Consider the following 24875-nt stretch of genomic DNA (forward strand, 5'->3'; position numbering starts at 1 on the left):
GAGAACCCTATGTCCAACACGCTCGCTGCGTGGCTGATGGCGCTCGCCGCCGCTGCCCTGCTGTACCTGTTCCTGCGCCGCAAGAACGACGACGACAACGACGACCCGAGCGCACCCGCGCCGGTAACGCCGTGCGACTGCAACCACGCTCCCTGCTGCCACACCCAGGGCGGCCAGTCGAACCCCTACGCCCCGGTGTGAGCCAGGCTGTCCAGCTCGCGCGCCCCCTGACGATGAAGTCGGAGGGTCTGCGCCTGGTGGCCTACCTGTGCCCCGCAGACAAGTGGACCATCGGCTACGGCCACACCGGCAGTGACGTGAGGCCCGGCCTCCGCATCACCGAGGAACGCGCTGTGGAACTGCTGGAGGCTGATCTCTCCAAGGCCGCTACGGTCGTCCGTCGATACGTACGCGTGCCCCTCAGCGCGCCGCAGGAAGCCGCTCTGATCGACTTCGTGTTCAACCTTGGCGAGGGCAACTTCGCCAGCTCCACCCTGCTCCGCGTGCTCAACGCGGGCGACTACGCGGCGGTGCCCGCACAGCTCCGCCGATGGACCAAGGGTCGCGTCAGGGGTGTGCTGAGGGACCTGCCCGGCCTCATCGACCGCCGCGAGGCGGAAGTCAAACTCTGGAACTCCAAGTGACCATCAAGACCATCTACAACCGCGCCAGCGAGCGCCTGGTGCGCGCCTACGAGCGCGCCAAGGGGTACGTAGCGCTGCGCATTGCCCTCGCCTCGCAGTGGCTCCTGGAGAGCCTGCGCGAGACCTCCCGTCGCACCTACACCGGCTGGCTGTTCGTCGCCGTGTTCCTGGCGCTGCCCTACGTCGTCCTCGGCGGCCTGTGGGAGCACTTGCGGAATGCCGCGGAGCGCCTGTGGGATGACGTGAGCGACATCGAGTGGGCTGCGTTCACCCCGAGCTACTGGCGGGAGCACATCAAGCAGTGACCACGCTGGCCTTTGACGGCCGGCTCGTTGCTATCGACTCGCAGGTCACCGCTGGTGATCTGCGGTACGAGGAGGAGAAGTTCTACCGCACCACCGACACCACCGGGCGCGACCTGGTGGTGTTCGGCGCGGGCACCACTTCCCACATCCAGCGAGCCGTGCGCGAGCTGTCGGAGGGATTCGACGAACTGACCAAGGGCGAGTACACGATCCTCGTGGTCGGCCTGCGGGACAACCCGGTGGCCTTCTACCACGACGGTCTCCCTCTCGACCTCCGGCGCGACTTCCTCGTCGCCGGTAGTGGTGGTGCGATTGCCCTGGCCGCCATGAAGGCAGGCCACAACGCGACCGAAGCAGTCCTCATGGCCTGCTCGACGGACCTCTACAGCGGTCCACCGGTGCAGACCTACGACACTTTCAACAAGCGCTTCCTTAGAAAACGGACATGACTTAACGGCGCAAGGATGCGCCTAAACTGGAATCCCCATCTGACGCGTCCGTTCCAAGGCCCCCATGAGATCGTTTATGCGATACGGCTTTTGAAGAAAGGTAGCCCATTGGTGAATGGTGGGCAGTTGAGGATTGGGAAGCCCCGTGGCAAACATGTAGGGTATTCGATTCGACAAGAGACAGTCAGCGACCGACATGGAGCCACCATCCTCGATATGAATATCTAAGATTGCCGCGTGGAACACTTTTGCCGCCAGTTGGTCTAAAGCTTGCGCGGAGGAAGCAACAACCTCGACCTCATAGCCGAAATTCACCAGGATTTCCTGCAACATCTCTGACAGGTCGGGGTCATCTTCTAAGACCAGTAGCGACCCCAAGCAACCCTTACCGTTTACCCGCGAAGCCATCTGACACCTCCCATGCGTAGCGGCCCGTACCCTATAACTATTGAAGGGGAATATCGCGCTGATGATTTGCAGCGTCCTGAACTGTTCAGCTAGAGAGTCAAGTCGTCTTCCTTGAACCACCACATTACAGCCAAGGCGACGAACCATACGATCAAGGGTATTCCGACAAGGAACTGGAGTAACAGGTCTCTCATGTACTCGCATCCCGCCGACTCAGTAAGCGCGGAATCAAGGATACGCACCTGCTGCTCCACAACGCTTGGGGCGGTGTTATCGTCGTTAATAAGTCCGCGGCTTCTTTCCGCCACGGCGTCCGCATCTCGCATCTTTACATGTTGATACAGAGCCGGTACTCCCACAAGGATTACACAAGCCAGCGTGATCGAAGCCGCGAACCGGGTGAGGATGCTATTGAGCGATGCCATGTGGTCTTGATGAGCTGTCTAGGGCAAACGCCAAGTCTACCGGACCACACAGACCGTCATCTCCTAGGGGGCTTGACAGAGCTGTTATCATTAGATAGACCTAAGTATTACTATAGTGGGACTGTAGAGTTCTATTCATTGGTATTCACCACCAAGTAGAACTACAGTCCTCCTATGCACTCTTGGGGTGTTCCTCTGTCCTCCTTGGGTGCCACTGCGGCGGAACTCCCATGCACCGACTTCTCCTGATCCTGCTCATCGCGGGCGTCACGCCCATCAACCCGCTCCTGGCGATCCTCGCGTACAACCGAGGGATGACCTGGGCTGTGCCTGTGTGCGTCCTATGGGGACTTGGGTCGCTCGCCTGGTTCGCTGTCGTGGCAACGCGGAAGCGCTCCGGTGTGACTGAGGCTCCCTCCTCGCGCGACTGAGGGGGTCGAAACGTTTGCGGCAAATTTCCGAAGGGGTATCCAACTACTTGGAACCGCGCGATCACCCCCCGTAGGGGGTCGCCCCCTGTAGCGCAAAGGCACGATGCGCCCCCCCTTCGCGTCACCTGCGGCGTCACCACCTCGGCTAACCTGCTGATTCCAAAGGTGAACCACCGGATTAGGTATCCAGTGCCTAGGCAATCCCATGCGATACCTGGGCAACCTGCGGACATCCGCGCTCAAACGTTCGCGCCTCTGTCTGTCCCTATCTGTCTTTTTGCCCTGACCGCCACGCGTCCACCTCGGCACCACCTCGGCACACCTGCCTACCACCTCGGCGCACCCTGCCCCAGCCTATGCCCACCTGCCGCCCACCACGGCCAGCCAATGCGCCGCCACGGCCCACGCAAGGCCCGCCACGGGCATCCCTACCGCCCCGCCTATAGAAGCTCCCCACGCGCGCGCTAGGCGCTCCCTGCGACCATCCAAAAATCGTTGCCATCGGGGTATTGACAGCCATGCGGGGATTGATCTAATCTATACCCGTCGCCAGCAGCACGGCGGCAGCGGAAAAGGCGGCGACAGACGTGCGACCGATGGATCGACAGCACCTAGAGCTTATCCCGCCAGCACTGAGGACTAGCCCCAAAGGCCCCTGAGCGCACCGCAGGTAACGTCCGGCTCAATCCTCCCACTACCGGGAGTGATTGACAAACCGGGAACAAACGGGCATAATGCCCACCATCGAACAACGGTCGCAGGGTGCGGTCGGGACAGTAGGAAAGGGGCAGGCAGGAGCGCCGCCCACGGCAGAACGCGGGGAGCTGGGAACACTAGCCGCGCCGGGAAGTGTAAGGGCCGATGAAGGCCGCCACGGATACCGGGTCACCGCCAGAAAGAGCGGGGCCATCTGTACGGGATTCCTAGGCGAGCTGGAGGCGCTCCCGGAAGCTGGCGACGGTCAGATTCCATGCCTTACAAGCATGAGTCTGACCGCCAAAGCGTCCCTACCGTTGTGATGGGGCGTTTTGGTGGTCCGATTCACTGGAGAGCAACCCATGACGATGATCCCGTTTGATATGACCGCCCGCGACTACTACGTGGCCGGTTGCATCCGCCGCGGCATCCGCGAGCACCGCGCCCGACTCAACGAGCGGGAGCGCCAGGCGAACAGGAACCGCACCCAAGTTGCGCCTTGTCCCTCCCCCGTTGTCATCTGATCCCCTTTCGTCAACCCGGTTTTCCACACCCCGCCGACGTGTGACGGCGGGTCTTTTTTGGAGCTACCATGAGCACCAATGGACCACTGGAGGACTTGCAAGTGCGCAAGCTCACCGCTGAGATTCGCAAGATCAACCGCGAGAGCGACAAGCTGATGATGGAGACCCGGTGGTATCCGTTGGTGGTCGCCACGGCCTTTGTGGCTGGCATCGTCACGCTGACCAAGCTGTTCCTCTAACAGCGCCCTATCCCAATCCACCGAAGCCGCCGCAAGGCGGCTTTTTTGTTGCCCGGAGAAAGCTATGAACAAAATTCCTTCCGCCCTGATCGCCGCCGCTCTGCATGTGGCACCCAAGAATGACGTTCGCTTCTACTTGAATGGCGTGCTGATTGAGTCGCACGCCGATGGTGCGATCATCGTTGCTACAGACGGCCACCGCATGCTTGTGGTGCGTACCAGCCTGCCGTGGGACATTGGCAAGATCATCGTGCCGCGCAATGCGTGCGAGCTGGTCGCCAAGATGAAGGGCGATGTCTATTTCAGCGCCGTGGGCGATGCCAGCCGGTTCAAGGCGGAGCGCGGAGGCCAGGCCATTGAGTTTGCTGCCGTTGATGGAACCTACCCGGACTGGCGTGCTGCGGTGTCCAAGCCGAACGAACTCAAGCTGTCCGGATTCGCGCCTGCCGTCCTCGAAGGCGTAGTGAAGGCGGCCGGTGTAATTCGCAAGGCATTCGGCGGCAAGGCCACTTCACTGATTCCGGTGACTGGCGGCGACGTGGCGGCCATGTTCGGTATTGGCGGCATCACCGATCCGAGCATCAGGTGCGCGTCTTTGATCGTCATGCCAATGCGCGACTCGTCATACCCGGAAGCCCTGTGCAGCGACGCGCTCCGCGCTTAACCCGAACCCATTAGCCGCCGCTAGGCGGCTTTTTTGTTGCCCGGAGAAAGCCATGAACCTCGACAAGTACGCCCCTGAGAGCGCGAAGCGCATAGCCGTGGCGCTGGTGGATGCCGCCCTCGCCGCTGGTTACTCGCTCGGCGTCTACGACGGCGAAGAAACCACGGTGCGGCACAGCCGCGACCGGCAAGAAGTGTTGGAGGCCCTCGCCTCTACCGACCACGATCACCTGCGGTTCTACCGCCCGGACGCAACAAAGGCGGGGTTTGTGCTCCTGATTTGGGAGAACGGGAACGACGCCGCGAGCGACTGGAGCGACAACGACGAGACCAACGCGCTGGTGATGCCGGTGCTGCGCGGGCTGGGAGTGCTGTGATGGAACTGCGCACCTACGGAACCCGCAACGTGTTCCTGGCACAGCCGGGGCGCTATCACGAACAACTGGCGGCGACCGCGATGACGCCGCAGCAAGCCGAGGAGTTCGCCACCGTGGTCAACCGGGCAATCAGGGATACCGACTTCGACCCCATCGACCTTGCGTTGCTTGCGGCAGGGTGGCAGTTGGCTGACGTGCCTGTGACCATCGAAGTGGGCGAGTTCCTGACCAATGTGGCCCGGATGCTTCACAAGCTGTTCGAGGAGCTTTGCACCCCTGACGGCTATCCCGGCGTCTTTGGCTACGAGATCGCGGAACCGTTGGGTGCGTGGCTTGCCGAACGCCCCAAGAATCGCTGCGAACTCGCCGATGCTGAGCGGCAGGCACGCGAAATGATCCAAGCCGAGATGGGCCGCTTCGCATGAGCTACCGCGAGGAGGACATCATGTTCGAGACCGAAAAAGCGTGGGTGCTGCGCAAGGGGCCGAACCATTTTGAGGTCTACAAAATCGGCCTCACGCACTCGACACGCCACGGCATTTTTCACAACATCCCCGGCGCGCTGGATCGCGCCATTGAGCACGCAAAGGGCCTGTCGCAATGAGCAACGACAACGAGCTGGCTGTACCTGCCGGTGACAAGCTGGTCACCCTGGGCGACCGATCGGTCTCCTACGGTCCCCGCCAAGAGTTCGATGGAAGCGTCGAGCCTTGCGCACCGATGGCCGCGCAGTTTTGGGGCGTCTACCGCTGGGCTGGTAAGGACCGCTGGTGGTGGATTGCCGACGTGGCCGACGAAGACACCGCCCGCGCAGTGGCCGCCGCCTACCTGCTGAACGTCAAGCCCGATTGGGCGCACTGACCGACAACCACCGCTGATCCCGAGGCCCGCCTAGTGCGGGCCTTCGCATTTCTGGAGCACACCATGCAAATATACGTTGCCTGCCTTGCCTCATATAACGCTGGCGTCCTGCACGGCGAGTGGATCAACTTGGAGGGACGCGACGCCGACGACGTGCGCGATGAGATTGCCCGCATCCTGCGCGAGTCGCCGCACCCGAACGTGACCGTTGATTGCCCGGATTGCGGCGGTACTGGAACCACATACGTCCCCCGAGTATTCGGCGGGGCGGAATGCACGGCGTGTGGCGGAAGCGGCAAGGTCGCCAGCGCCGAGGAGTGGGCCGTCCACGACTACGACGACGTGTTCGGGGATACCTGGGGCGAGCACCCCGACCTGGACAAGCTGTGCGCATTGCAAGAGCGGCTGGACGAGTTGCACAACGACACCGAACGCGCCGCCTACACGGCCTTCTGCGACCACGAGGGCCTCGACGATGTGACCGTGGAGCAGTTCCACGAAGCCTACGCGGGCCAGTTCGATAGCTGGGCCGACTTTGCCGAGAACTATGTGGACGAATCGAGGCTTCTTCACGACGTGCCCGACGCCCTCTCCCGCTACTTCGACTACGAGAGCTATGGCCGCGACATTCGGCTCAACGGTGACGCGTTTGAGGTGAGCGGCTTCTACTTCTGGAGCCGCTAACGCCGCTTCCGCAAGACCCTGCGCCAATACAGGTATGTGCGATGCGCCGGCACCGAGCTAGTCCACACCCATACGACTAGGTGAAGGGCCGTAATGGCGACTTCTACGCGGGGGTCAATCATCGAATGGTCCTTGGGGTCGGGAGTGGCGATCACGCCCTTCAGCCCTAATCATAAGGCCAATCTCGATATTTGGCACTCATTGTTCCATTTGTAGCACTTGCATAACAGGAGACTTACATATGCGTAACGCAGATTTCACCGCAAACTCGACCCTGGTGATCGTCAACGTGGCCCTCCGCGTCCACCAGTTCGGCCCGTTCTTGGTATTCGAGCGGGAGGTTTTGGTCCTGCATGAACGGACCTACGAGGTGCCCGAATGATTCGGACCATCAATTTCGACCATAACGAGAAGCGCGGCGCTCTCCGCGCGATGCTCGGCCTACTCAACGAGCGCGTCCAGTTCTCGGTCGTCCCCGAGGACTGTGGCTGGCGGGTGTCCTATCCGGTCCCACCCGCCGCCCCAACTGAGACCCCGCAGCCATGAACTCAATGCACGAGTCGGGATCAATCTCTCCGGTGGTACTTGATTCCTACGGACGCGCCATCATTGTGGCCTGTAGTCTGCCCGACGGTAGCGTGCTGCTGTCGGGCTGCGCATCCGCAGACGACCAGGGGGGGGCGTTCTCAGTCTATGAGTACGGTGAGACGGACAATAGCCAGCGCGGTAGTCCGCGTAGGGCAAGGACTGTTTTTTGCATCCGTGGTCGGGGCCATCGTGACCCTGGCGGTGATGCTTGTACTACCGTTCTTAAAACACTGAAACGTAAGACCTTTTTGTGGAGCGCAGCCGGGGGTGGCGGCGCATTACAACGCCGTGAGCAGGGGACAGGACGGCCCCTTCGCAGGGCAGAAGTACCTGGACCTGTTCGTGAAAGCCTTTGGATATGAGATCGGAATCGACCCCTCCCCCACGCCCTGGCAGCGTGGTTTCTGGATGGACAAAATTGGCAAGAATGCCATCAACATTGGCTTGGGCCTTGTAATCCTTACATTGCGGCTCCAAGATAGACCCTGATGGTTTCCCAAGGGGGAACCATCCCCTTACGGAAAATGAGCGCACCATGAATCTCTCGCAGAAAGAACTGACGGCCATTCTCACAACCGCACTGTCAGCCTTCCGGGAAGAGATCGACGAGGACATCACCGCCACCCGCATCCTCACCCTGCTCGCCGTTGTGGACGAGCCGGGCATTCAGCAGGTGGACCTTGAGCGCGTCCTCGGCGGACTCTCTCCCTCCGCAGTGAGCCGCAATGTGCTCGACCTGTCGTCTATCAAGCGTAACCGCGAGCCGGGGCCTGACTTCCTGGAGCAGCGCCCTGATCCCGCCTACCGCAAGCGCAACCTGATCTTCCCGACGACCAAGGCGCTGCACTGGCTGGCTTCGCTCGCAGAACGTGTCAACCGCAAGGTGACGGCGCGCGTCGCAGCCGCCTAACCCCCAACACCCCGTTGTGCCCCGAGGCCCGCCTAGTGCGGGCCTTTTCATTTCTGGAGATACACATGGCCCTTCGCCTCAAAGGGGCCGCGCCCAAGCCGGGTGCGCCCGATAAGCGCTACTACATGCTCGACGTGCAGGAGGGATACCGGCGCGTGCGCTTGTCCACCGGCACCCGCGACCGCGTGGCAGCCGAGCGCAAGGAGCAGGCGGTCCTCGACGCCCTGCGCGACGATCCCGAGATTGCAGAGGACGCGCTGCGGGAGCTGATTCGGGGCAAGTCCCGGTCGGTGCAGATGGCCGTGGCGAAGGCCAAGGTCCGCCAGCGCACCCTCAAGGACGCGATGGACGAGGCGCTGGACGACCGCAACTTTTGGGGCAAGCTCCGGTCCATCGACACCGTGCGTACCAACTGCAAGGTGGTCCAGAGCTACCTGGGCGAGGACACGCCCATCAACGACATCACGCAGGCCGCGGTCAACGACATGGCCCAGCGGATGCTCGCCGACAAGGCAGCTCCAGCCACCGTGAACCGAAAGATGCAGTGCCTCCTTGCCCTGCTGAAACGCGAGAGGAAGGCCGGCCGGTTCTTGGGAGAGCTGCCCGAGTACAGCTTGGCCGACGAGCGGGACAACGCACGCACGTTCGTCCTGAACGTCGAGGACGAGGAAATGATCTTGGCGCGGCTGCTGGAGTGGGACACCCTCCCTAACGGCCCTGCCGGAGGCCACCCACGGGTACGCGACGGGGCGGACTACCGCGACCTGTTCGTGTGCCTCGCCGACCTGGGCTGCCGCATGAGCCAGGCCATCGGCATCCGGTGGTCCGAAGTAGTCGAGCAGGGCGGAAGGCTCCACGTCCGCTTCTGGCGGCACGCTACGCTCAAGAAGGGGCGTCCCCGCACCCTACCCTGCACCGCCCGCGTCGCCAAGGTTCTACAGCGGCGCAAGGACGCCCTGGCGGCCACCTCGGATGGCCCCTTCACGATGCTCAATCGCACGCGCGCCGACCGGCTGTGGCAATGGGCTATCAAGGGGACACATCTCGCTTCCGAGAAGGAGTGCGTACCGCATGCGCTCCGCCACACCTGCGCCACCCGGCTGCTGCTGGCGACCGGCAACATCAAGCTCGTGCAGGAGTGGCTCGGCCACCGCGACATCCAGACCACCTCAGCGGTCTACGCGAAGGTACTGGCCGAGCAGTCGCTCCAGGGCATGTCTGCGCTGGAACAGTTCCGCCTCCCCGCCGCCTCGAACGGAACAGGTGACGTTCCGAGACAGGGATCAATTGCCAACGCGGGAATCCAATAGCACAACTGACCGTCGCCAGCTTATTTTTCAATCACTTAGGCAATCTGTGCTCGGCCAGATGGTGCGAAAGGCGGGACTCGAACCCGCACGAGGTCACCCTCACTGGAACCTAAATCCAGGGCGTCTACCAATTCCGCCACTTTCGCGTGGCCGGCACAGGCGTTCATTGTCGCAGGCGGGCGCAGGAAGCGGAAGGCCTGCACAAAGCTGAACATGGCCATCCTCGCGACTGGCGCGCGGGGACCGCCCCGGCGAGCGGCCGCTCAGCCGGGGCAGCGGTGGTTCAGTGCTGCGACCTGGCCTCGGCAGGCGCCGCATCGGCTCCCTGCCCGGCCGCAGGATCCACCTTGCGGATCTCCACGCCCCCGTCGTCGATACGGCGCAGGGCCACCGACTCCGGCGTGGCCTTGCGCACATCCACCGAACCATCCGCATTGCGCTGCACGTCCACCGCGTCGGGCAGGACCTCCCCTTCCGCAGGCTGAGCCGGCTGCATCTGCAGGGCGTCACCGACCGGGCGCGCCGGAGTGCTCTCCGTGCCAGCATCGCGCTCGACGGTCTGCGCAGGATCATTGGCCGGCGCACAGGCAGCCAGCGCCATCAGCGCGAAGGGAACCCACAGCGTGCGGTGCAATCGATTGATACCAGCCATCAACATCTTCCTTCGTGCATGCGCCATCGGCGCGGAAGATCCATTGGGTGCGATGCAGGACGCGATGCGCTGAGAAGCAGCGCACAGCATTGAAAACACTGATGACGCGTATGCCCCTGATTTCAGCATCGCTTCAGTAGATCCACGCCATGCGTGGATGAAGCGCAACCCGGCATACAGGCAAGAAAAAAGCCACTTGGCGAACCAAGTGGCTTTCGTCTGGTGGGCTGTCAAGGATTCGAACCTTGGACCTATTGATTAAGAGTCAACTGCTCTACCAACTGAGCTAACAGCCCGAAATCGGGGCGCGAATTATGACCCGATCCGCTCGGAGGGTGCAAGCACTTTCTTCAACATCGTTGAAACCAGCACTGCGATCCCGCTGCGTTGCAGATCCACGCCAGGCGGGGCCCTGCAACCTGTGATCCATCGAAACGAAAGGGTCACACTAATAAGAAAAAAGCCACCTGGCGTACCAGGTGGCTTCCGTCTTGGTGGGCCGTCAAGGATTCGAACCTTGGACCTATTGATTAAGAGTCAACTGCTCTACCAACTGAGCTAACGGCCCGTGAAACTCAGACGCACATTGTAGCGTGCTTTCTGTTTATTGCAATACCGTTTCGGCTGCGCCGATGCGGTTGAATCAGTGGGGTGGCTGAGGGGATTCGAACCCCCGACCACCGGAATCACAATCCGGTACTCTAACCAACTGAGCTACAGCCACCACTGAAACTTTCACTCCATCGCCGATACCGCTGACGCTGGAACCTCAAACCTTTGCCTGGAGACTGTCACCGAAGTTCCGGTCCGCCGAAGCGAGTCCGATATTCTGGTGGAGTCTTTACCCTTTTGCAAGCACTTCTTCACATCCGCCGATGCGATCCCGGTGCTCGCCGATGGCGCGCCCGACAGGAATCGAACCTGTAACCGCCGGCTTAGAAGGCCGGTGCTCTATCCAGTTGAGCTACGGGCGCCCGAACCGGAACGGTGTCCAATCCGACGTGATGTGGGATTGGTCGGGGTAGAGGGATTCGAACCCCCGACATCCTGCTCCCAAAGCAGGCGCGCTACCAGACTGCGCTATACCCCGGTCTTGCAATCCCCTCGGGCCGGGCCCGGGGAGTCGTTCATTGTGGCCAAGCACATCGCGAACTGTCAACGCAGGCGAGACCGGTCATGAACCTGCCACGGCGCCATGCGTGGTCATCGGCTATGCTCGCAGTCATCGGCCGGATGGCCGTCCCGACCTTCATTCGCACGGAGAACTCGCATGCGCAGCGGCAACCCGGCTCTTTCCGAGTCGACCTTCCTTGATCTCGCCAGCGGTTCGGTGGTGACCCACCCCGACCAGGTGATGACCCTCAACGGCACCGCCAACAAGACCGGCCTCCTGCTGCTGCTGACCGTGCTGACCGCAGCGTTCGCCTGGAGCCAGTCGGTCGACGAGTACGGCCAGATTTCCGGCAGCGCAAGCCTGTACGCCATCGGTGGCGCGATCGGTGGCCTGGTGCTGGCACTGATCACCATCTTCAAGAAGGAATGGTCGCCGGTGACCGCGCCGATGTACGCGCTGGTTGAAGGCCTGTTCCTGGGCGCCGTGTCTGCACTGTTCAACATGAAGTACCCGGGCATCGTGTTCCAGGCGGTGTTGCTGACCTTCGGCACCCTGGCCGCCCTGCTGTTCGCATACCGCAGCGGCGTGATCAAGGCCACCGAGAACTTCAAGATGGGCGTGGTCGCCGCCACCGGCGGTATCGCCCTGCTCTACCTGGCCTCGTTCGTGCTGGGCTTCTTCAACATCAACGTGCCGGTGATCCACGACGCCAGCTGGCTGGGCATCGCTTTCAGCCTGTTCGTGGTGGTCGTGGCCGCGCTGAACCTGGTGCTGGACTTCGACTTCATCGAAACCGGCGTGGCCCAGCGTGCGCCGAAGTACATGGAGTGGTATGGCGCATTCGGCCTGATGGTGACCCTGGTCTGGCTGTACGTGGAATTCCTGCGCCTGCTCTCGAAGATCCAGCAGCGCTGAGTCCAGCCACGCCGTAAACGACAGGCCGCGATCCGCAAGGGTCGCGGCTTTTTTGTAGAGTCGAGCTGGCCCACACGTCCCCTGCCCCCCCATGCCCGACACCTTTCACAGCTACCGCCCGGCGGAGGGCCACCGCCTGCCGCATGACCCGTTCAACGCCATCATCGGCCCGCGCCCGATCGGCTGGATTTCCAGCCAGGACGCGGGCGGCACGTTGAACCTGGCGCCCTACAGCTTCTTCAACGCCTTCAACTACACCCCGCCGATCATCGGCTTCTCCAGCCAGGGCCGCAAAGACTCGCTGCGCAACATCGAAGCCACCGGAGAGTTCGTCTGGAACCTGGCCACCTTCGACCTGGCCGAGGCCATGAACGAAAGCTGCCGCGCGGTTGCACCGGATGTCGACGAGTTCGCCCTCGCCGGCCTGACCCCGCTGGCATCCACGCAGGTCGCGCCACCGCGTGTGGCACAGAGCCCGGTGAGCATGGAATGCCGCTGCACCCAGATCGTGCGCCTGCGCGATGCCGCCGGACAGGACACCCACGGTTGGCTGGTGCTGGGCGAAGTCGTGGCGGTGCATATCGATGCACGGTTGCTGGTCGATGGCATCTACGACACCGCGGCGGCGGCACCGATCCTGCGCGGCGGCGGCCCCGCCGATTACTTCCGTATCGGCGCCGAACAGCGCTTCCGCATGTTCCGCCCAGCCTGATCCCAGCCCTTTGCGGGGCAACCCGCAGAGTCACCGACGCTATCACCACCACGGCTGCAGCCGCGCGGCTACCCCGCCGAACCCATCGCTGCAGCGTAGTGCGCCGCAAGGTGCTCGACCAGCGCGCGCACCTTGGGGGCGAGCGCGCGTGCATGCGGATACAGCGCGAAATAGCGCCGCTGGCCGGCATGCCAGGCTGGCAGCACGCGGATCAGACGACCGGCGCGCAGGTCCTCCTGCACGGTCAACGCGGTGAACAGGCTGATGCCCATTCCGGCCAGCGCGGCGGCATACAGGGCGGGGGTGGCATCCACGCGCAGGCGCTGCCCGGCGTCAACGCTCACGCTCGCGCCACGCGGCCCCTGCAATTGCCAGGGCGGCATTGACGGCGTGGGACTGAAACCCAGCAGCGTGTGCTGTTCGAGATCTGCTGCCTGTCGCGGCAGGCCATGGCGAGCCAGGTAGGCCGGTGCCGCGACCAGGATGCGCGGGCAGCTGGCCAGCTCGCGCGCGACCAGCTGGCTGTCCGGCAATGAAGCCGCAATGCGCAGGGCCAGGTCGAAACCACCGCCCACCACATCGACCAGCTGATCATCCGCCGACAGGTCCAGCGTGACCTGCGGGTAGCGCTGCAGGAACGAGGGCAGCCAGTGCGGCAGCTCCTGGCTGGCCACCACCTGCGGCACGCTGATCCGTACGCGGCCACTGGGTTGCGCCTGCCCGGCGCGGGCACGGTCGTCGGCCTCCTGCAGGCGGTCCAGCAGCGTTGCCGCCTCGCGGTAGTAGTCGCGCCCGGCCTCGGTCAATGACAACCGACGGCTGTTGCGATCGAGCAGGCGCACCTGCAGGTGTTCTTCCAACTGGCGCAGCTGCCGGGACATCGCCGAGTGGGTGGTCCCCAGGCGTTCAGCGGCCGCGGTGAAACTGCCCGCGTCAACGATGGCGCGCAGCGCACGCAGGGCGGCGAAGTGATCCATCGGCGGGCAGCTCCGTCTGGCGGGGCCCACGGCATGCGGGCCCCGCCAGCTTATCAAGCGCCGTCGCCAGCCTTGCGCACCGGCAGTGCGAGGATCGCGTCAGTCGTCATGACATCGCCGAAGGTGTCCTCGATCTGGGCCAGAGAGGCTTCATGCAGCGCGCGATGGCTGATGCGCTGGCCGCCGGCCAGGTCCAGGTCACGGCTGGCACTGGCATCGGAGGCCACGATCACCCGATAGCCGCGCGGCGCGGCGGCCGCATCGCGCGCGGCACCGGCCACGCAGGCGTGGGTCTGCAGGCCGGTGACGATCAGCGTGTCGATGCCGGCGCTCTTCAGCACCTGGTCGAGCACGGCGGCGGACGCGCCGGCGAACACGCTGACGTTGTCCTTCTGCACCACGGTCTCGCCCTGGCGCGGCTGCAGGTCGCGATGGAAGGCCGCATTGACGCTGCCCTGCGCAAACAGCGGCGCGCCGGCCGGCAGCACATGCTGCACGTGGATCACACCGATGCCATTGGCGCCGGCAAATTCGACCACCCGCTTCGCCTGGCGCAGTGCGGCCATGCCGTCGGGGATGACCATGCGGCCACCGGCAAAGCCCGGTGCGGCGCTGGCATCGAAATACTCGTTCTGGAAGTCGATCACCAGCACGGCGGTCTTCGCTGCATCCAGCGAGGTCGCGACCGGCGCGCCGGCCATCTGGCGGATGGTGGGATGGGCCGGATCAACGGCGGCAACCGGGGCGGTGGCGGCCATGCCGATCAGGCTGGCCAGGCCGAAGGTGGTGAGGTTCATGTGCGGATTCCTGCGATGGGTGTGGAGCACAGGATGCGGAGCGCCTGGCGCACGAACCAGCCCCACAGAGGCACATGATCTGTGCGAAGCTCGCACAGGCCACATCTGTAGCGTCGAGCCATGCTCGACGGCCTTTCTGCGGTTGCCGACACGAAGATCAGTCGAGCATGGCTCGACGCTACACCGGCGGAGAAACGCAACGGGGCGCCCGAAGGCGCCCCGCTGTGGATCCAACCGCGATCGACCTGCCGCTTACAGGCGGCTGGCGATGGCCTTGGCGAAGCTCATGGTGGTGCCGGTGCCGCCCAGGTCGCCGGTCAGCGAGTCCTTGGCTTCCATGGTCGCCACGATGGCCTTGCGCAGGCGCTCGGCGTTTTCCGGCTGGCCGATATGGTCCAGCATCTGCGCGGCTGCCAGCAGCAGCGCGCACGGATTGGCCTTGCCCTGGCCGGCGATGTCCGGCGCGGTGCCGTGCACGGCTTCGAAGATCGCCGCGTCCTTGCCGATGTTGGCACCCGGGGCCAGGCCCAGGCCACCCACCAGACCGGCGCACAGGTCGGAGATGATGTCGCCGAACAGGTTGGTGGTAACGATCACGTCGAACTGTTCCGGACGCATCACCAGCTGCATGCAGCAGTTGTCGACGATCATTTCCTGGAACTCGATCTCCGGGTACTGCGCGGCCACTTCACGGGCGACGTTCAGGAACAGGCCCGAGGTCGACTTGATGATGTTGGCCTTGTGCACGGCGGTGACCTTCTTGCGGCCGGTGCTCTTGGCCAGCTCGAAGGCGTAGCGCACGATGCGCTCGGAGCCCTTGCGGGTGATGCGGGTGCCGGAGAAGGCGGTCTCGCCGTCGGCCGACACTTCCTGGCCTTCGGCCAGGTAGGCACCCTCGGTGTTCTCACGAACGGTGATCAGGTCGACGTTGTCGAAACGCGACTTGGTGTTCGGGAAGGTGTGGGCCGGACGCACGTTGGCGTACAGGTCGAAATGGCGGCGCAGGCTGACGTTGATCGAGGTGAAGCCACCACCGACCGGGGTGGTCAGCGGGCTCTTCAGCGCGACCTTGTTGCGCGCGATCGATTCCAGGGTCACCGCCGGCATCAGGTCGCCGTGCTTTTCCAGGGCCACCAGGCCGGCGTCGGCGTCTTCGTACTCCAGGCCAGTCTTGAGCTGGTCGAGCACGAACAGGGTGGCGTCCATGATTTCCGGGCCAATGCCGTCGCCGCGGATGACCGTAATTTTCTGCGTCATTGATCGATGTTCCGAACAGGGGGAAAAACGCCGTCCGGACGTGCCCGGAAACGCCGGCGCAAAGGAAGTTTCACCGGCAATTATGCCTGAGACGGGGCCGAGGTCCCAAATAGACCATGGTCCCAGTGCCTGGCTCAGGCAGAATTGCCCGCGCATTCTTCCTCTACCCCCGCCTGTCGGCGCGCCCCTTCAACAAGAAGGGGCTCCTGGGCTGCTGGATCGCGGGACAGGCCCCCTCGCGGGCCCGGTAGTGCCGGCCGCTGGCCGGCAACCTCGGCCAGGTCGAGTTCAGGCGATGCCGGCCAGCGGCCGGCACTACCCTCAGTGCTCGTGCGCTGCCGGAGCGCTGGCGCCGCCTTCAAGCTGGTCGAGGAAGTCGACCGCGCGGCGCAGGTGCGGGATCACGATGGAACCGCCCACCACCAGGCCGACCGAGAAGGTCTCGAAGAACTCTTCACGGGTCACGCCGGCGTCCTTGCACTGGGCCACGTGGTAGCTGATGCAGTCGTCGCAGCGCAGCACCATTGAGGCCACCAGGCCCAGCAGTTCCTTGGTCTTCACATCCAGCGCGCCGGCCTGGTAGGTCTGCGTGTCCAGTGCGAAGAAGCGCCGCACCACCTGGTTCGGTTCGCCCAGGATGCGTTCGTTCATGCGCTTGCGGAAGTCGGTGAATTCGGCGATGCGGTCCTTGCTGCCGTCGTCGGCCGCGCTCATGCCTGGCCCTGCCCGGCCAGCAGCGGCTCGAGCTTGCCTTCACGGTGCAGGGCCATCATGTCGTCGTAGCCGCCCACGTGGACGTCGCCGACGAAGATCTGCGGCACGCTGGTGCGGCGGGTCAGTGCCATCATCTTCTCGCGCTCGGCCGGGTCCAGGTCGATGCGGACCTCGGTCCACTGCTGGCCCTTGCTCTTCAGGAAGTTCTTGGCGGCCACGCAGTACGGGCAGACGGCGGTGGAATAGATGGTGATGGCGGGGGCGCCGCCGGCGGTCTGGGCTGTCACGGGAAACTCCACGATGGATCGACGGTCTACATATGGTACCGGTGCGCTGGAAATTCCACGCCACGGCCGCAACACTGTGGATTAACGAATGGTTGCCCCCTGCCCTGCCACGCTTGGCGCGCCCCGCCCGAGGACCTCCTGCTTGCGAGCCCTGCTGCTGACTACCGCCGTCACCCTGGCCATGGCCATGCCGCTGGCCCAGGCCCAGGAGAAGCTGCCCGACATCGGCTCGTCGGCCGGCGAGCTGCTGACTCCGGCCCGGCAGGCCGAATACGGCGCGATGATGCTGCGCGAGCTGCGCAACTATGGCTACCTGCTGGACGATCCGCTGGTCAACGACTGGCTGCAGACCATGGGCACCCGCCTCGGCTCCAACAGCGACCAGCCGCGCCAGCCCTACACCTTCTTCGTGATGAAGGACCGCCAGATCAACGCCTTCGCCACGCTGGGCGGCTACATCGGGGTCAATGCCGGCCTGGTGCTGACCGCCGAGCGCGAGGATGAGGTGGCTGCGGTGCTGTCCCACGAAATCGCCCACGTCACCCAGCAGCACGTGCTGCGCGGGGTCGAGCGTGCCCAACGCGACCAGATCCCGATCCTGCTCGGCATGCTGGCGGCGGTGGTGGCCGCGCAGGCCAGCAACAGCACCTCCTCCGGCAACGCGACGATGGCCGCGATCAGCTCCGGCATGGGTCTGATGCAGCAGCGGCAGATCAACTACACCCGCTCCAACGAGTCCGAGGCCGACCGCCTCGGCATCCGCACCCTCTCGCGCAGCGGCTACGACGTGGATGCCATGGCCGGCTTCTTCGAGCGGATGGCCTCGGCAATGCGCGGCAACGAGGGCGGCTACAGCGTGCCCGAGTTCCTGCGCACCCATCCGGTCAACATCACCCGCATCAGCGAGGCCAAGGCCCGCGCCGAGCAGATGAAGAAGGACACGGTGCTGCTGACCACCAGCACCCCCAGTGGCGAGCGCAGGGAGCGGGTCGATCCGGCCGACCCGAGCCTGGCCGAGCCGATGCTGCGCGGAAACAACCCGCTGCTGCCCAGCAGCGTGCTGCGCATTCCGATGGGCCAGCTCGCACGCGGCGCCAGCGGCGACTTCGACTGGGCGCGCGAGCGCCTGCGTGTGCTCAGCGCTGATTCCACCCCTGAACTGGAACGCGAGTATGCCGATCTGGCCAAGCGGCAGAAGGATGGCCTGAACGACGCCCAGCGCTACGGCCAGGCCCTGGCGATCATGCGCGGCGGCCGCAGCGGCGCCACGCAGGCCCGGCAGACCCTGGCCAGCCTGCTGCAGACCCGACCGGACAACCTGTGGCTGGCACTGGGGCTGGGCGAGGCCGAATCGCGTGCCGGACTGGGCGCGCAGGCCAACAGCCGTTTCGAACAGTTGCTGCGCGAGCACCCCAACAGCCGTCCGGTGGCACTGACCTATGCCGAGATCCTGAACGAACAGGGCACCCGCGAGGCCGGCCAGCGTGCGCAGGCGATGCTGCGGCCGCTGTTGTCGCAAAGTGGTAACGATCCGGTCTTCCAGCAGCGGTACGCCCGCGCCAGCGAACTGGCCGGTGACAGCGTGCGCGCCAGCGAAGCCTATGCCGAGGCGGCCTTCCTCAGCGGCCGCCCGGAACAATCGCTGATGCAGCTGCAGGCGCTCAAGCGCAACCCGGCACTGGACTATGTCGGCCGGGCCCGTGTGGACGCGCGCATCGAAGCGATCACGCCCACCGTGCTGGAACTGCGCCGCCAGGGCGTGCAGGACCCGGATCTGGACCGCCGCTGAGCGCTGCATGACCGGTCGATGGCAATCCAGGCCGGTTCCGGCCAGGTAGTCACAAACATGTCATCAAACCGTAGTCTACTGGCACCACTCCAGTAACCGAGCCCTACGGTGTCCTCGTGCAGAAACGCATCCTGATCGTCGATGACGAGCCCGCGATCCGTGAAATGGTCGCCTTCGCCCTGCGCAAGGGCGATTACGAACCGGTCCACGCCGGCGATGCCCGTGAGGCCCAGACCGCCATCGCCGACCGCGTCCCCGACCTGATCCTGCTGGACTGGATGCTGCCCGGCACCAGCGGCCTGGACCTGGCCCGCCGCTGGCGCAAGGAAACGCTGACCCGCGAAGTGCCGATCATCATGCTGACCGCCCGCGGTGAAGAGAACGACCGCGTAGGTGGCCTTGAAGCCGGCGTCGACGACTATGTGGTCAAGCCGTTCTCGGCGCGCGAACTGCTGGCCCGCATCCGTGCGGTCATGCGCCGCGCCCGCGAGGACGACGAGGACGGCAGCGTGGCCGTCGGCCCGATCCGCATCGACGGCGCCGCCCATCGCGTGTTCGCCAACGACCAGCCGGTGCCGATCGGCCCGACCGAGTACCGCCTGCTGCACTTCTTCATGACCCACCCCGAGCGCGTCTACACCCGCGCCCAGCTGCTGGACCATGTGTGGGGCGGCAGCGTGTACGTGGAGGAGCGCACCATCGACGTGCACATCCGCCGCCTGCGCAAGACGCTGGAACCGTTCAACGCCGAGAACATGGTGCAGACCGTGCGCGGCGCCGGCTACCGCTTCTCCACCGCGACCTGAGTCTCGTCGTGCCGACGCCGCGCACCCGCGGGTGCCGGCGCCGGCAACTCTGCTATAACCCTCGGTTCACCCCAGTGAACCGCCGCACTTCAACGACGAGATCGCAATGCCCCGCCACATCCGCTCTGCCTGGTTGAAGACCCTGGCCACCGTTGCCGCGGTACTGCTGTTCGCCGGACTGGTGGGGTGGTTCACGGGTCACCTGTGGCTGTGCATCGCACTGGGCGCGCTGGCCACCCTGGCCTGGCATTACTGGCGGCTGCGCAGCGTGCTGCGCCGGCTGACCGCGCGCCAGCGCTGGGATACCGCCGAGGAAGGCACCGGCGTCTGGAACGAGCTGGACCGCCTGCTGTACCGCAACCAGGTGGAAATGCGCGTTCGCAAGCGCCGCCTGCTCGACATGCTGCGCAGCTACCGCGCCGCTGCCGCCGCGCTGCCCGATGCCGTGGTGGTGCTGGACCGCAACAGCCAGCGCGTGCAGTGGTTCAACGAAGCGGCCACCGCCCTGCTTGGCCTGCATCATCCGGGCGACCTCGGCGAGGCGCTGGTCGAACGCCTGCAGCCGATGCCGCTGGCGCACTGGCTGGCCGGCGGCCGCAACGCCGAGCCGATCCTGGACGTGCCCTCACCGGTCGATCCTGCGATCCGCCTGAACCTGCGACTGATTCCGTATTCTTCGGACTACTGGCTGCTGATCGCCCGCGACGTCAGCAAGCTGCTGCGCCTGGAACAGGTGCGCCGCGACTTCGTCGCCAACGTTTCACACGAACTGCGCACGCCGCTCACCGTGGTCCACGGTTACCTGGACATGATGGACCCGGAGGATTTCCCGGGCACCGGTCCGATGCTGGAAGAAATGCGCAAGCAGAGCCAGCGCATGGCCCAGCTGGTGGAAGACCTGCTGACCCTGTCGCGGCTGGAGTCGCAGGAGCACAGCGAGGAAGAGACCGTCGCCATGCAGCCGATGCTGGCCACACTACGCCGCGAGGCCGAAGCGCACAGCCAGGGCCGCCACCAGATCAGCATCGACGACCTGGCCGGCGTCGACCTGCAGGGATCGACCAAGGAGCTGCACAGCGCCTTCTCCAACCTGGTCACCAATGCGGTGCGCTATACGCCCGCCGGCGGCCGCATTGCGGTCGAGTTCCGCCGCGAAGGCGATGGCGCGGTGCTGGCGGTGCGCGATTCCGGCTACGGCATCCCGGCCACCCACCTGCCACGCCTGACCGAACGTTTCTACCGTGTCTCCAGCAGCCGCTCCCGCGAAAGCGGCGGTACCGGCCTGGGCCTGTCCATCGTCAAGCACATCCTCGGCCTGCACCACGCGCGGCTGGAGATTGAAAGCGAGGTCGGCAAGGGCTCGGTGTTCTCCTGCCATTTCGATGCCGACCACGTGCGCCCGCGCGAGTCCGCCCCCCTGACTTCCATCGAAGATTGACGCCATGAGCAGCCTCGGATCCCTCCCCCTCCCCGTGAGCCCGGACAACGATCCGTTGCGCGACCCGGCGCTCTACATCAACCGCGAACTGTCGCAGCTGGATTTCAACTTCCGCGTGCTGGCGCAGGCGATGGACCCGCAGGTGCCGCTGCTGGAGCGCCTGCGCTTCATGTGCATCTCCTGCACCAACCTCGACGAGTTCTTCGAGATCCGCGCCGCCGCCGTCCGCCACGCGCAGGAATTCGGCCTGCCACCGGCACCGGACGGGATGAGCCCGCAGGCCATCCTCAACGCCATCCACGACCGCGCGGCACAACTGGTCGACCAGCAGTACCGCTGCTGGAACGAGACGCTGCGCCCGGCGCTGATGGAGGCCGGCATCGGCGTGCTCGGCCGCCACTCCTGGACCGATCGGCAGAGGCGCTGGCTGCGCGCCTATTTCCGCAACGAGATCATGCCGGTGCTGTCGCCGCTGGGCCTGGACCCGGTGCACCCGTTCCCGAAGATCCTCAACAAGTCGCTGAACATCGTGGTGGTGCTGAAGGGCACCGACGCATTCGGCCGCGCCGGCCATCTGGCCATCGTGCGTGCGCCGCGCTCGCTGCCGCGCATCATCCAGCTGCCGGAGAAGCTCGGCGGGTCGCAGAATTTCGTGTTCCTGTCCTCGGTGCTGTCCACCTTCGTCGATGAGCTGTTCCCGGGCATGGAAGTCCAGGGGGCCTACCAGTTCCGCGTCACCCGCAACTCCGAGCTGGTGGTGGACGAGGAGGAGGTGGAGAACCTGGCGCTGGCACTGCGCGACGAACTGGTCGATCGCGGCTACCGGCCGGCGGTGCGGCTGGAAATCGCGCAGGACATGCCGCGCGAGATCGTGCGCACCCTGCTGCAGAACTTCGGCCTGACCGAGAACGCGGTGTACCGCATCGACGGCCCGGTCAACCTCAACCGCATCATCCAGTTGTACGACCTGATCGCACAGCCGGACCTGAAGTACCCGCCAATGACCCCGCGCACGCTGCGCGACAGCGACGGCATCTTCGAAACCGCGGCGCGCCAGGATCTGCTGCTGCACCACCCGTTCGATGCTTTCACCGCGGTGCTGGACCTGATCCGGCAGGCGGCGATCGACCCCAACGTGCTGGCGATCAAGCAGACCCTGTACCGCACCGGCAAGGATTCGCTGATTGTCGATGCGCTGATCCAGGCTGCGCGCAACGGCAAGGACGTGACCGTGGTCGTTGAACTGCGCGCACGCTTCGACGAAGAGGCAAACCTGGGCCTGGCCGATCGCCTGCAGGAAGCCGGCGTACAGGTGGTGTACGGCGTGGTCGGCTACAAGACCCACGCCAAGATGCTGCTGATCGTGCGCCGCGAGGGCCGCAAGCTGCGCCGCTATGTACACCTGGGCACAGGCAACTACCACAGCGGCACCGCCCGAGCGTATACCGACATCAGCCTGATCACCGCCGATGCGGACATCGGCAACGACGTGCACCTGCTGTTCCAGCAGCTGTCCGGGCTGGCCTCGAAGATGAAGCTCAAGCGCCTGCTGCAGTCGCCCTTCACCCTGCACACCGGCATCCTCGGCCGCATCGAGCGCGAAACGCGCATCGCCGCCGCCGGCCGCCCCGCGCGGATCATCGCCAAGATGAACGCGTTGAACGAACCGCAGGTGGTGCGCGCGCTGTACGCCGCCTCGCAGGCCGGCGTGCAGATCGACCTGATCATCCGCGGCGCCTGCACCCTGCGCCCGGGTGTGCCGGGCATCTCGGACAACATCCGCGTGCGCTCGATCGTCGGCCGCTTCCTGGAGCACAGCCGCGTCTACTGGTTCGGCAACGACGGCGCACCGGAGATGTACTGCGCCAGCGCCGACTGGCTGGAGCGCAACCTGCTGCGCCGGGTCGAGACCTGCTTCCCAATCCTCGACCCGGAGCTGGCCAAGCGGGTCTACCGCGAGGTGCTGCAGAACTACCTGGACGACAACCTCAACGCCTGGGAACTGGATGCCGACGGCATCTACCACAAGCGTGCCCCGGCGCACGACGAAGCCCCGCATTCTGCGCAGATGGCATTGATGCAGGGGCTCTGACCCGGTGTGTCGACCAAGGTCGACACCTACCAAGAGCAGTAGGCACCGATTTGGGGCGGGATAGGATCAGTGCCGACCAACGGTCGGCACCCACCATCAGATCGCAGAAATCTGTCAAAGGCGGGGTGGGTCCGCCAACCCACGGATAGCTCGCTTTTGCTGTTGCCGTTGATTCGGCGGGTGCAGGGCGCAGCCCTGCCGCACTCCCCTCTTCCAAAATGTGAAGGCCGCGCGGTGACGAGCACACCGCCCCTTCGGCTAACATTCGCCCATGCCGCATACCACTACGACTCCGCCCGCATTGCAGGATGGCGACCTGCTGGCCGCCATCGACCTTGGCTCCAATAGTTTCCACATGGTCATCGCGCGCTACACGCTCGGCCAATTGCGGGTGATCGACCGGCTGCGCGAGACCGTGCGCATGGCCGATGGCCTGGATGGCAAAGGTGGGCTCTCTTCCGCCGCACGGCAGCGCGCGCTGGAATGCCTGGCCCGTTTCGGCCAGCGCATCCGCAATGTGCCGCCGCACCGGGTACGCGCGCTTGCCACCAACACCGTACGCCAGCTGCGCTCGCCGCAGTCGTTCCTGGTCCCGGCCGAAACCGCGCTGGGGCATGCCATCGAAGTGGTCAGTGGCCGCGAAGAAGCGCGCCTGATCTACCTCGGCGTGGCCCACGCGCAACCGCCCAAGCCCGGCCAGCGCCGGCTGGTCATCGACATCGGCGGCGGCTCCACCGAATTCATCATCGGCATGGGCATGCAGACCCTGGAGCGTGAAAGCCTGCAGGCCGGTTGCATCGCCAGCACCCGCCGCTTCTTCCCCGGCGGCAAGCTGAGCAAGAAGCGCTGGAAGGACGCGCTGGCCGAGATCGGCCGCGAGTTCCAGCCCTTCGCCAGCAAGTACCGCGCACTGGGCTGGCAGGAAGCGCTCGGATCTTCGGGCACGCACAAGGCAATCAGCGAGATCTGCGCGACGATGAAGCTGAGCAAGGGCGCGATCACCGCCGAGGCCCTGCCCCAGCTGCGCGACGAGCTGCTGAAGGCCAAGAAGATCGACGACATCCAGTTGCCGGGCCTGTCCAGCGACCGCCGCCCGATCATCGCCGGCGGCATCCTGGTGCTGGAGGCCGCCTTCCAGGCCCTGGGCCTGCAGAAGCTGCTGGTCAGCAAGGCGGCGATGCGCGAAGGCATCCTGTACGACATCGTCGGCCGTGCCGGTGAGAACGACCTGCGCGACGAATCGGTGGCCGCGCTCAGCCAGCGCTACGGCATCGACACGGTACAGGCCGACCGCGTGCAGGACACCGCGCTGTCGCTGCTGGAGCAGGTGCAGGAGCGCTGGAAACTCGATGCCGACGACGCACGCATGCTCGGCTGGGCCGCGCGCCTGCACGAGCTGGGCCTGATGATTGCCCACAGCGGCTACCACGTGCATGGCAGCTACGTGCTGGAACACTCGGACATCGCCGGCTTCTCGCGGCAGGAGCAGCAGATGCTGGCCGCACTGGTACGCAGCCATCGCCGCAGCGTGACCAAGACCGCGTTCGACGCCCTGCCCGAGCGCCTGCTGCTGACCGCACGCCGGTTGGCCGCCCTGCTGCGCCTGGCGGTACTGCTCAACCGCGCCCACGAGGACGATCCGCTGCCGGCATTGGAATTGACCGCGGACGACAACCGCCTGTCGCTGATCGTGCCGCAGGCCTTCATCGATGCGCGCCCGCTGCTCCGCGCCGACCTGATCGGCGAGACCGACGGCATCGCCGGGCTGGGTATCCAGTTCCGGCCGTTCGTGGCCTGATCCCTACGGCCAG

Annotated in this window: 29 protein-coding genes and 6 tRNA genes; 22 read left to right on the top strand and 13 right to left on the bottom strand. The window is 65.0% G+C overall.

The features are described from left to right. Positions 1-9 precede the first annotated feature (9 nt). The 4 genes from AC5P6S_RS16660 to AC5P6S_RS16675 are packed head-to-tail and all read left to right on the top strand — an operon-like array spanning position 10 to position 1398. Positions 10-201, top strand: a complete 192-nt coding sequence (locus AC5P6S_RS16660) for an LPXTG cell wall anchor domain-containing protein (RefSeq protein ID WP_049397867.1) — start codon at positions 10-12, stop codon at positions 199-201. Beyond that, the gene (locus AC5P6S_RS16665) at positions 198-644 is read left to right on the top strand and encodes a lysozyme (RefSeq protein ID WP_329750759.1); all 447 of its coding nucleotides are present in this window, start codon (positions 198-200) and stop codon (positions 642-644) included. The genes AC5P6S_RS16660 and AC5P6S_RS16665 overlap by 4 nt, the downstream gene beginning before the upstream one ends. Beyond that, a complete protein-coding gene (locus AC5P6S_RS16670; protein ID WP_111174102.1) occupies positions 641-949 on the top strand; it encodes a hypothetical protein in 309 nt (102 codons plus the stop codon). The genes AC5P6S_RS16665 and AC5P6S_RS16670 overlap by 4 nt, the downstream gene beginning before the upstream one ends. After that, positions 946-1398 (top strand): hypothetical protein, encoded by a 453-nt coding sequence (locus AC5P6S_RS16675; protein WP_004154560.1) that lies wholly within the window; start codon positions 946-948, stop codon positions 1396-1398. Before AC5P6S_RS16670 ends, AC5P6S_RS16675 begins: the two co-directional genes overlap by 4 nt. Before the next feature lie 21 nt (positions 1399-1419). Here AC5P6S_RS16675 and AC5P6S_RS16680 read toward each other — a convergent pair whose 3' ends face one another. Further along, positions 1420-1806: a response regulator gene (locus AC5P6S_RS16680; RefSeq protein ID WP_049397870.1), complete on the bottom strand. Its 387-nt coding sequence runs from the start codon at positions 1804-1806 to the stop codon at positions 1420-1422. A gap of 1914 nt (positions 1807-3720) precedes the next feature. Here AC5P6S_RS16680 and AC5P6S_RS16685 point away from each other — a divergent pair. From AC5P6S_RS16685 to AC5P6S_RS16735, 11 genes are all read left to right on the top strand, one after another. After that, positions 3721-3882 carry a hypothetical protein gene (locus AC5P6S_RS16685; RefSeq protein ID WP_153643622.1) on the top strand — a complete coding sequence of 54 codons (162 nt, stop codon included), beginning with the start codon at positions 3721-3723 and terminating at the stop codon, positions 3880-3882. A gap of 68 nt (positions 3883-3950) precedes the next feature. Beyond that, positions 3951-4121, top strand: a complete 171-nt coding sequence (locus AC5P6S_RS16690; protein WP_004154558.1) for a hypothetical protein — start codon at positions 3951-3953, stop codon at positions 4119-4121. A 64-nt stretch (positions 4122-4185) separates the two neighbouring features. Beyond that, entirely contained in the window at positions 4186-4785 is a 600-nt protein-coding gene (locus tag AC5P6S_RS16695) for a DNA polymerase III subunit beta family protein (RefSeq protein WP_049397873.1), read from the top strand. A gap of 52 nt (positions 4786-4837) precedes the next feature. Then, the gene (locus tag AC5P6S_RS16700) at positions 4838-5161 is read left to right on the top strand and encodes a hypothetical protein (RefSeq protein ID WP_049397874.1); all 324 of its coding nucleotides are present in this window, start codon (positions 4838-4840) and stop codon (positions 5159-5161) included. Continuing rightward, on the top strand, positions 5161-5586 hold the full coding sequence (locus AC5P6S_RS16705) for a hypothetical protein (protein ID WP_049397875.1): 426 nt from the start codon (positions 5161-5163) through the stop codon (positions 5584-5586). Before AC5P6S_RS16700 ends, AC5P6S_RS16705 begins: the two co-directional genes overlap by 1 nt. A gap of 20 nt (positions 5587-5606) precedes the next feature. Then, positions 5607-5765 (top strand): hypothetical protein, encoded by a 159-nt coding sequence (locus AC5P6S_RS16710; RefSeq protein ID WP_153643621.1) that lies wholly within the window; start codon positions 5607-5609, stop codon positions 5763-5765. Further along, on the top strand, positions 5762-6022 hold the full coding sequence (locus AC5P6S_RS16715; RefSeq protein ID WP_032961791.1) for a hypothetical protein: 261 nt from the start codon (positions 5762-5764) through the stop codon (positions 6020-6022). The genes AC5P6S_RS16710 and AC5P6S_RS16715 overlap by 4 nt, the downstream gene beginning before the upstream one ends. 63 nt (positions 6023-6085) lie before the next feature. After that, a complete protein-coding gene (locus AC5P6S_RS16720) occupies positions 6086-6706 on the top strand; it encodes an antirestriction protein ArdA (RefSeq protein ID WP_049397877.1) in 621 nt (206 codons plus the stop codon). A 241-nt stretch (positions 6707-6947) separates the two neighbouring features. Beyond that, entirely contained in the window at positions 6948-7088 is a 141-nt protein-coding gene (locus AC5P6S_RS16725; protein WP_005412379.1) for a hypothetical protein, read from the top strand. 741 nt (positions 7089-7829) lie between these two features. Then, positions 7830-8204 carry a winged helix DNA-binding protein gene (locus tag AC5P6S_RS16730; RefSeq protein ID WP_005412378.1) on the top strand — a complete coding sequence of 125 codons (375 nt, stop codon included), beginning with the start codon at positions 7830-7832 and terminating at the stop codon, positions 8202-8204. A 65-nt stretch (positions 8205-8269) separates the two neighbouring features. Continuing rightward, positions 8270-9514, top strand: a complete 1245-nt coding sequence (locus tag AC5P6S_RS16735) for a tyrosine-type recombinase/integrase (RefSeq protein WP_329750754.1) — start codon at positions 8270-8272, stop codon at positions 9512-9514. 59 nt (positions 9515-9573) lie between these two features. Here AC5P6S_RS16735 and AC5P6S_RS16740 read toward each other — a convergent pair. From AC5P6S_RS16740 to AC5P6S_RS16770, 7 genes are all read right to left on the bottom strand, one after another. Continuing rightward, positions 9574-9660 (bottom strand) — tRNA-Leu (locus tag AC5P6S_RS16740). 137 nt (positions 9661-9797) lie between these two features. Then, positions 9798-10166: a hypothetical protein gene (locus AC5P6S_RS16745; RefSeq protein WP_495204676.1), complete on the bottom strand. Its 369-nt coding sequence runs from the start codon at positions 10164-10166 to the stop codon at positions 9798-9800. 220 nt (positions 10167-10386) lie between these two features. After that, a tRNA-Lys gene (locus AC5P6S_RS16750) sits at positions 10387-10462 on the bottom strand. A gap of 196 nt (positions 10463-10658) precedes the next feature. Next, positions 10659-10734, bottom strand: a tRNA-Lys gene (locus AC5P6S_RS16755). Positions 10735-10813: 79 nt separating this feature from the next. Beyond that, a tRNA-His gene (locus tag AC5P6S_RS16760) sits at positions 10814-10890 on the bottom strand. 173 nt (positions 10891-11063) lie between these two features. After that, a tRNA-Arg gene (locus AC5P6S_RS16765) sits at positions 11064-11140 on the bottom strand. Between the two features lie 39 nt (positions 11141-11179). Continuing rightward, a tRNA-Pro gene (locus tag AC5P6S_RS16770) sits at positions 11180-11256 on the bottom strand. A 180-nt stretch (positions 11257-11436) separates the two neighbouring features. Here AC5P6S_RS16770 and AC5P6S_RS16775 point away from each other — a divergent pair. Together AC5P6S_RS16775 and AC5P6S_RS16780 are read left to right on the top strand one after the other, a co-directional pair. Further along, positions 11437-12195, top strand: coding sequence for a Bax inhibitor-1/YccA family protein (locus AC5P6S_RS16775; protein ID WP_012479265.1), 759 nt, complete (start codon positions 11437-11439; stop codon positions 12193-12195). 91 nt (positions 12196-12286) lie between these two features. Next, the gene (locus tag AC5P6S_RS16780; RefSeq protein ID WP_012479264.1) at positions 12287-12907 is read left to right on the top strand and encodes a flavin reductase family protein; all 621 of its coding nucleotides are present in this window, start codon (positions 12287-12289) and stop codon (positions 12905-12907) included. 68 nt (positions 12908-12975) lie between these two features. On the opposite strand, the gene AC5P6S_RS16785 is transcribed toward AC5P6S_RS16780, so the two are convergent. The 5 genes from AC5P6S_RS16785 to grxC all read right to left on the bottom strand — a co-directional run bounded on the left by AC5P6S_RS16785 (position 12976) and on the right by grxC (position 16939). Next, on the bottom strand, positions 12976-13884 hold the full coding sequence (locus AC5P6S_RS16785) for a LysR family transcriptional regulator (RefSeq protein ID WP_012479263.1): 909 nt from the start codon (positions 13882-13884) through the stop codon (positions 12976-12978). A gap of 53 nt (positions 13885-13937) precedes the next feature. Continuing rightward, the gene (locus AC5P6S_RS16790) at positions 13938-14681 is read right to left on the bottom strand and encodes a cysteine hydrolase family protein (protein ID WP_044569566.1); all 744 of its coding nucleotides are present in this window, start codon (positions 14679-14681) and stop codon (positions 13938-13940) included. A gap of 252 nt (positions 14682-14933) precedes the next feature. Then, complete coding sequence (locus AC5P6S_RS16795; RefSeq protein WP_447898994.1) at positions 14934-15938, bottom strand: isocitrate dehydrogenase; 1005 nt, start codon at positions 15936-15938, stop codon at positions 14934-14936. 321 nt (positions 15939-16259) lie between these two features. Next, positions 16260-16652, bottom strand: a complete 393-nt coding sequence (locus AC5P6S_RS16800; RefSeq protein WP_005412372.1) for a carboxymuconolactone decarboxylase family protein — start codon at positions 16650-16652, stop codon at positions 16260-16262. Continuing rightward, positions 16649-16939: a glutaredoxin 3 gene (gene grxC / locus AC5P6S_RS16805; RefSeq protein WP_004154541.1), complete on the bottom strand. Its 291-nt coding sequence runs from the start codon at positions 16937-16939 to the stop codon at positions 16649-16651. The genes AC5P6S_RS16800 and grxC overlap by 4 nt, the downstream gene beginning before the upstream one ends. Positions 16940-17081: 142 nt before the next feature. Between grxC and AC5P6S_RS16810 the strand changes: the two genes are divergently transcribed. The 5 genes from AC5P6S_RS16810 (at position 17082) to ppx (ending at position 24862) form a co-directional block, all read left to right on the top strand. Continuing rightward, the gene (locus AC5P6S_RS16810) at positions 17082-18728 is read left to right on the top strand and encodes a M48 family metalloprotease (protein ID WP_049395719.1); all 1647 of its coding nucleotides are present in this window, start codon (positions 17082-17084) and stop codon (positions 18726-18728) included. Between the two features lie 116 nt (positions 18729-18844). Then, the gene (gene phoB / locus AC5P6S_RS16815; protein WP_005408258.1) at positions 18845-19534 is read left to right on the top strand and encodes a phosphate regulon transcriptional regulator PhoB; all 690 of its coding nucleotides are present in this window, start codon (positions 18845-18847) and stop codon (positions 19532-19534) included. Between the two features lie 106 nt (positions 19535-19640). Continuing rightward, complete coding sequence (gene phoR, locus AC5P6S_RS16820) at positions 19641-20972, top strand: phosphate regulon sensor histidine kinase PhoR (RefSeq protein ID WP_495204677.1); 1332 nt, start codon at positions 19641-19643, stop codon at positions 20970-20972. 4 nt (positions 20973-20976) lie between these two features. Then, complete coding sequence (gene ppk1, locus AC5P6S_RS16825; RefSeq protein WP_005408256.1) at positions 20977-23064, top strand: polyphosphate kinase 1; 2088 nt, start codon at positions 20977-20979, stop codon at positions 23062-23064. Between the two features lie 271 nt (positions 23065-23335). Then, the gene (gene ppx, locus AC5P6S_RS16830; RefSeq protein ID WP_005408255.1) at positions 23336-24862 is read left to right on the top strand and encodes an exopolyphosphatase; all 1527 of its coding nucleotides are present in this window, start codon (positions 23336-23338) and stop codon (positions 24860-24862) included. Positions 24863-24875: the final 13 nt, after the last annotated feature.

It is taken from the genome of Stenotrophomonas sp. YJH_SMC_119, from assembly GCF_059368315.1.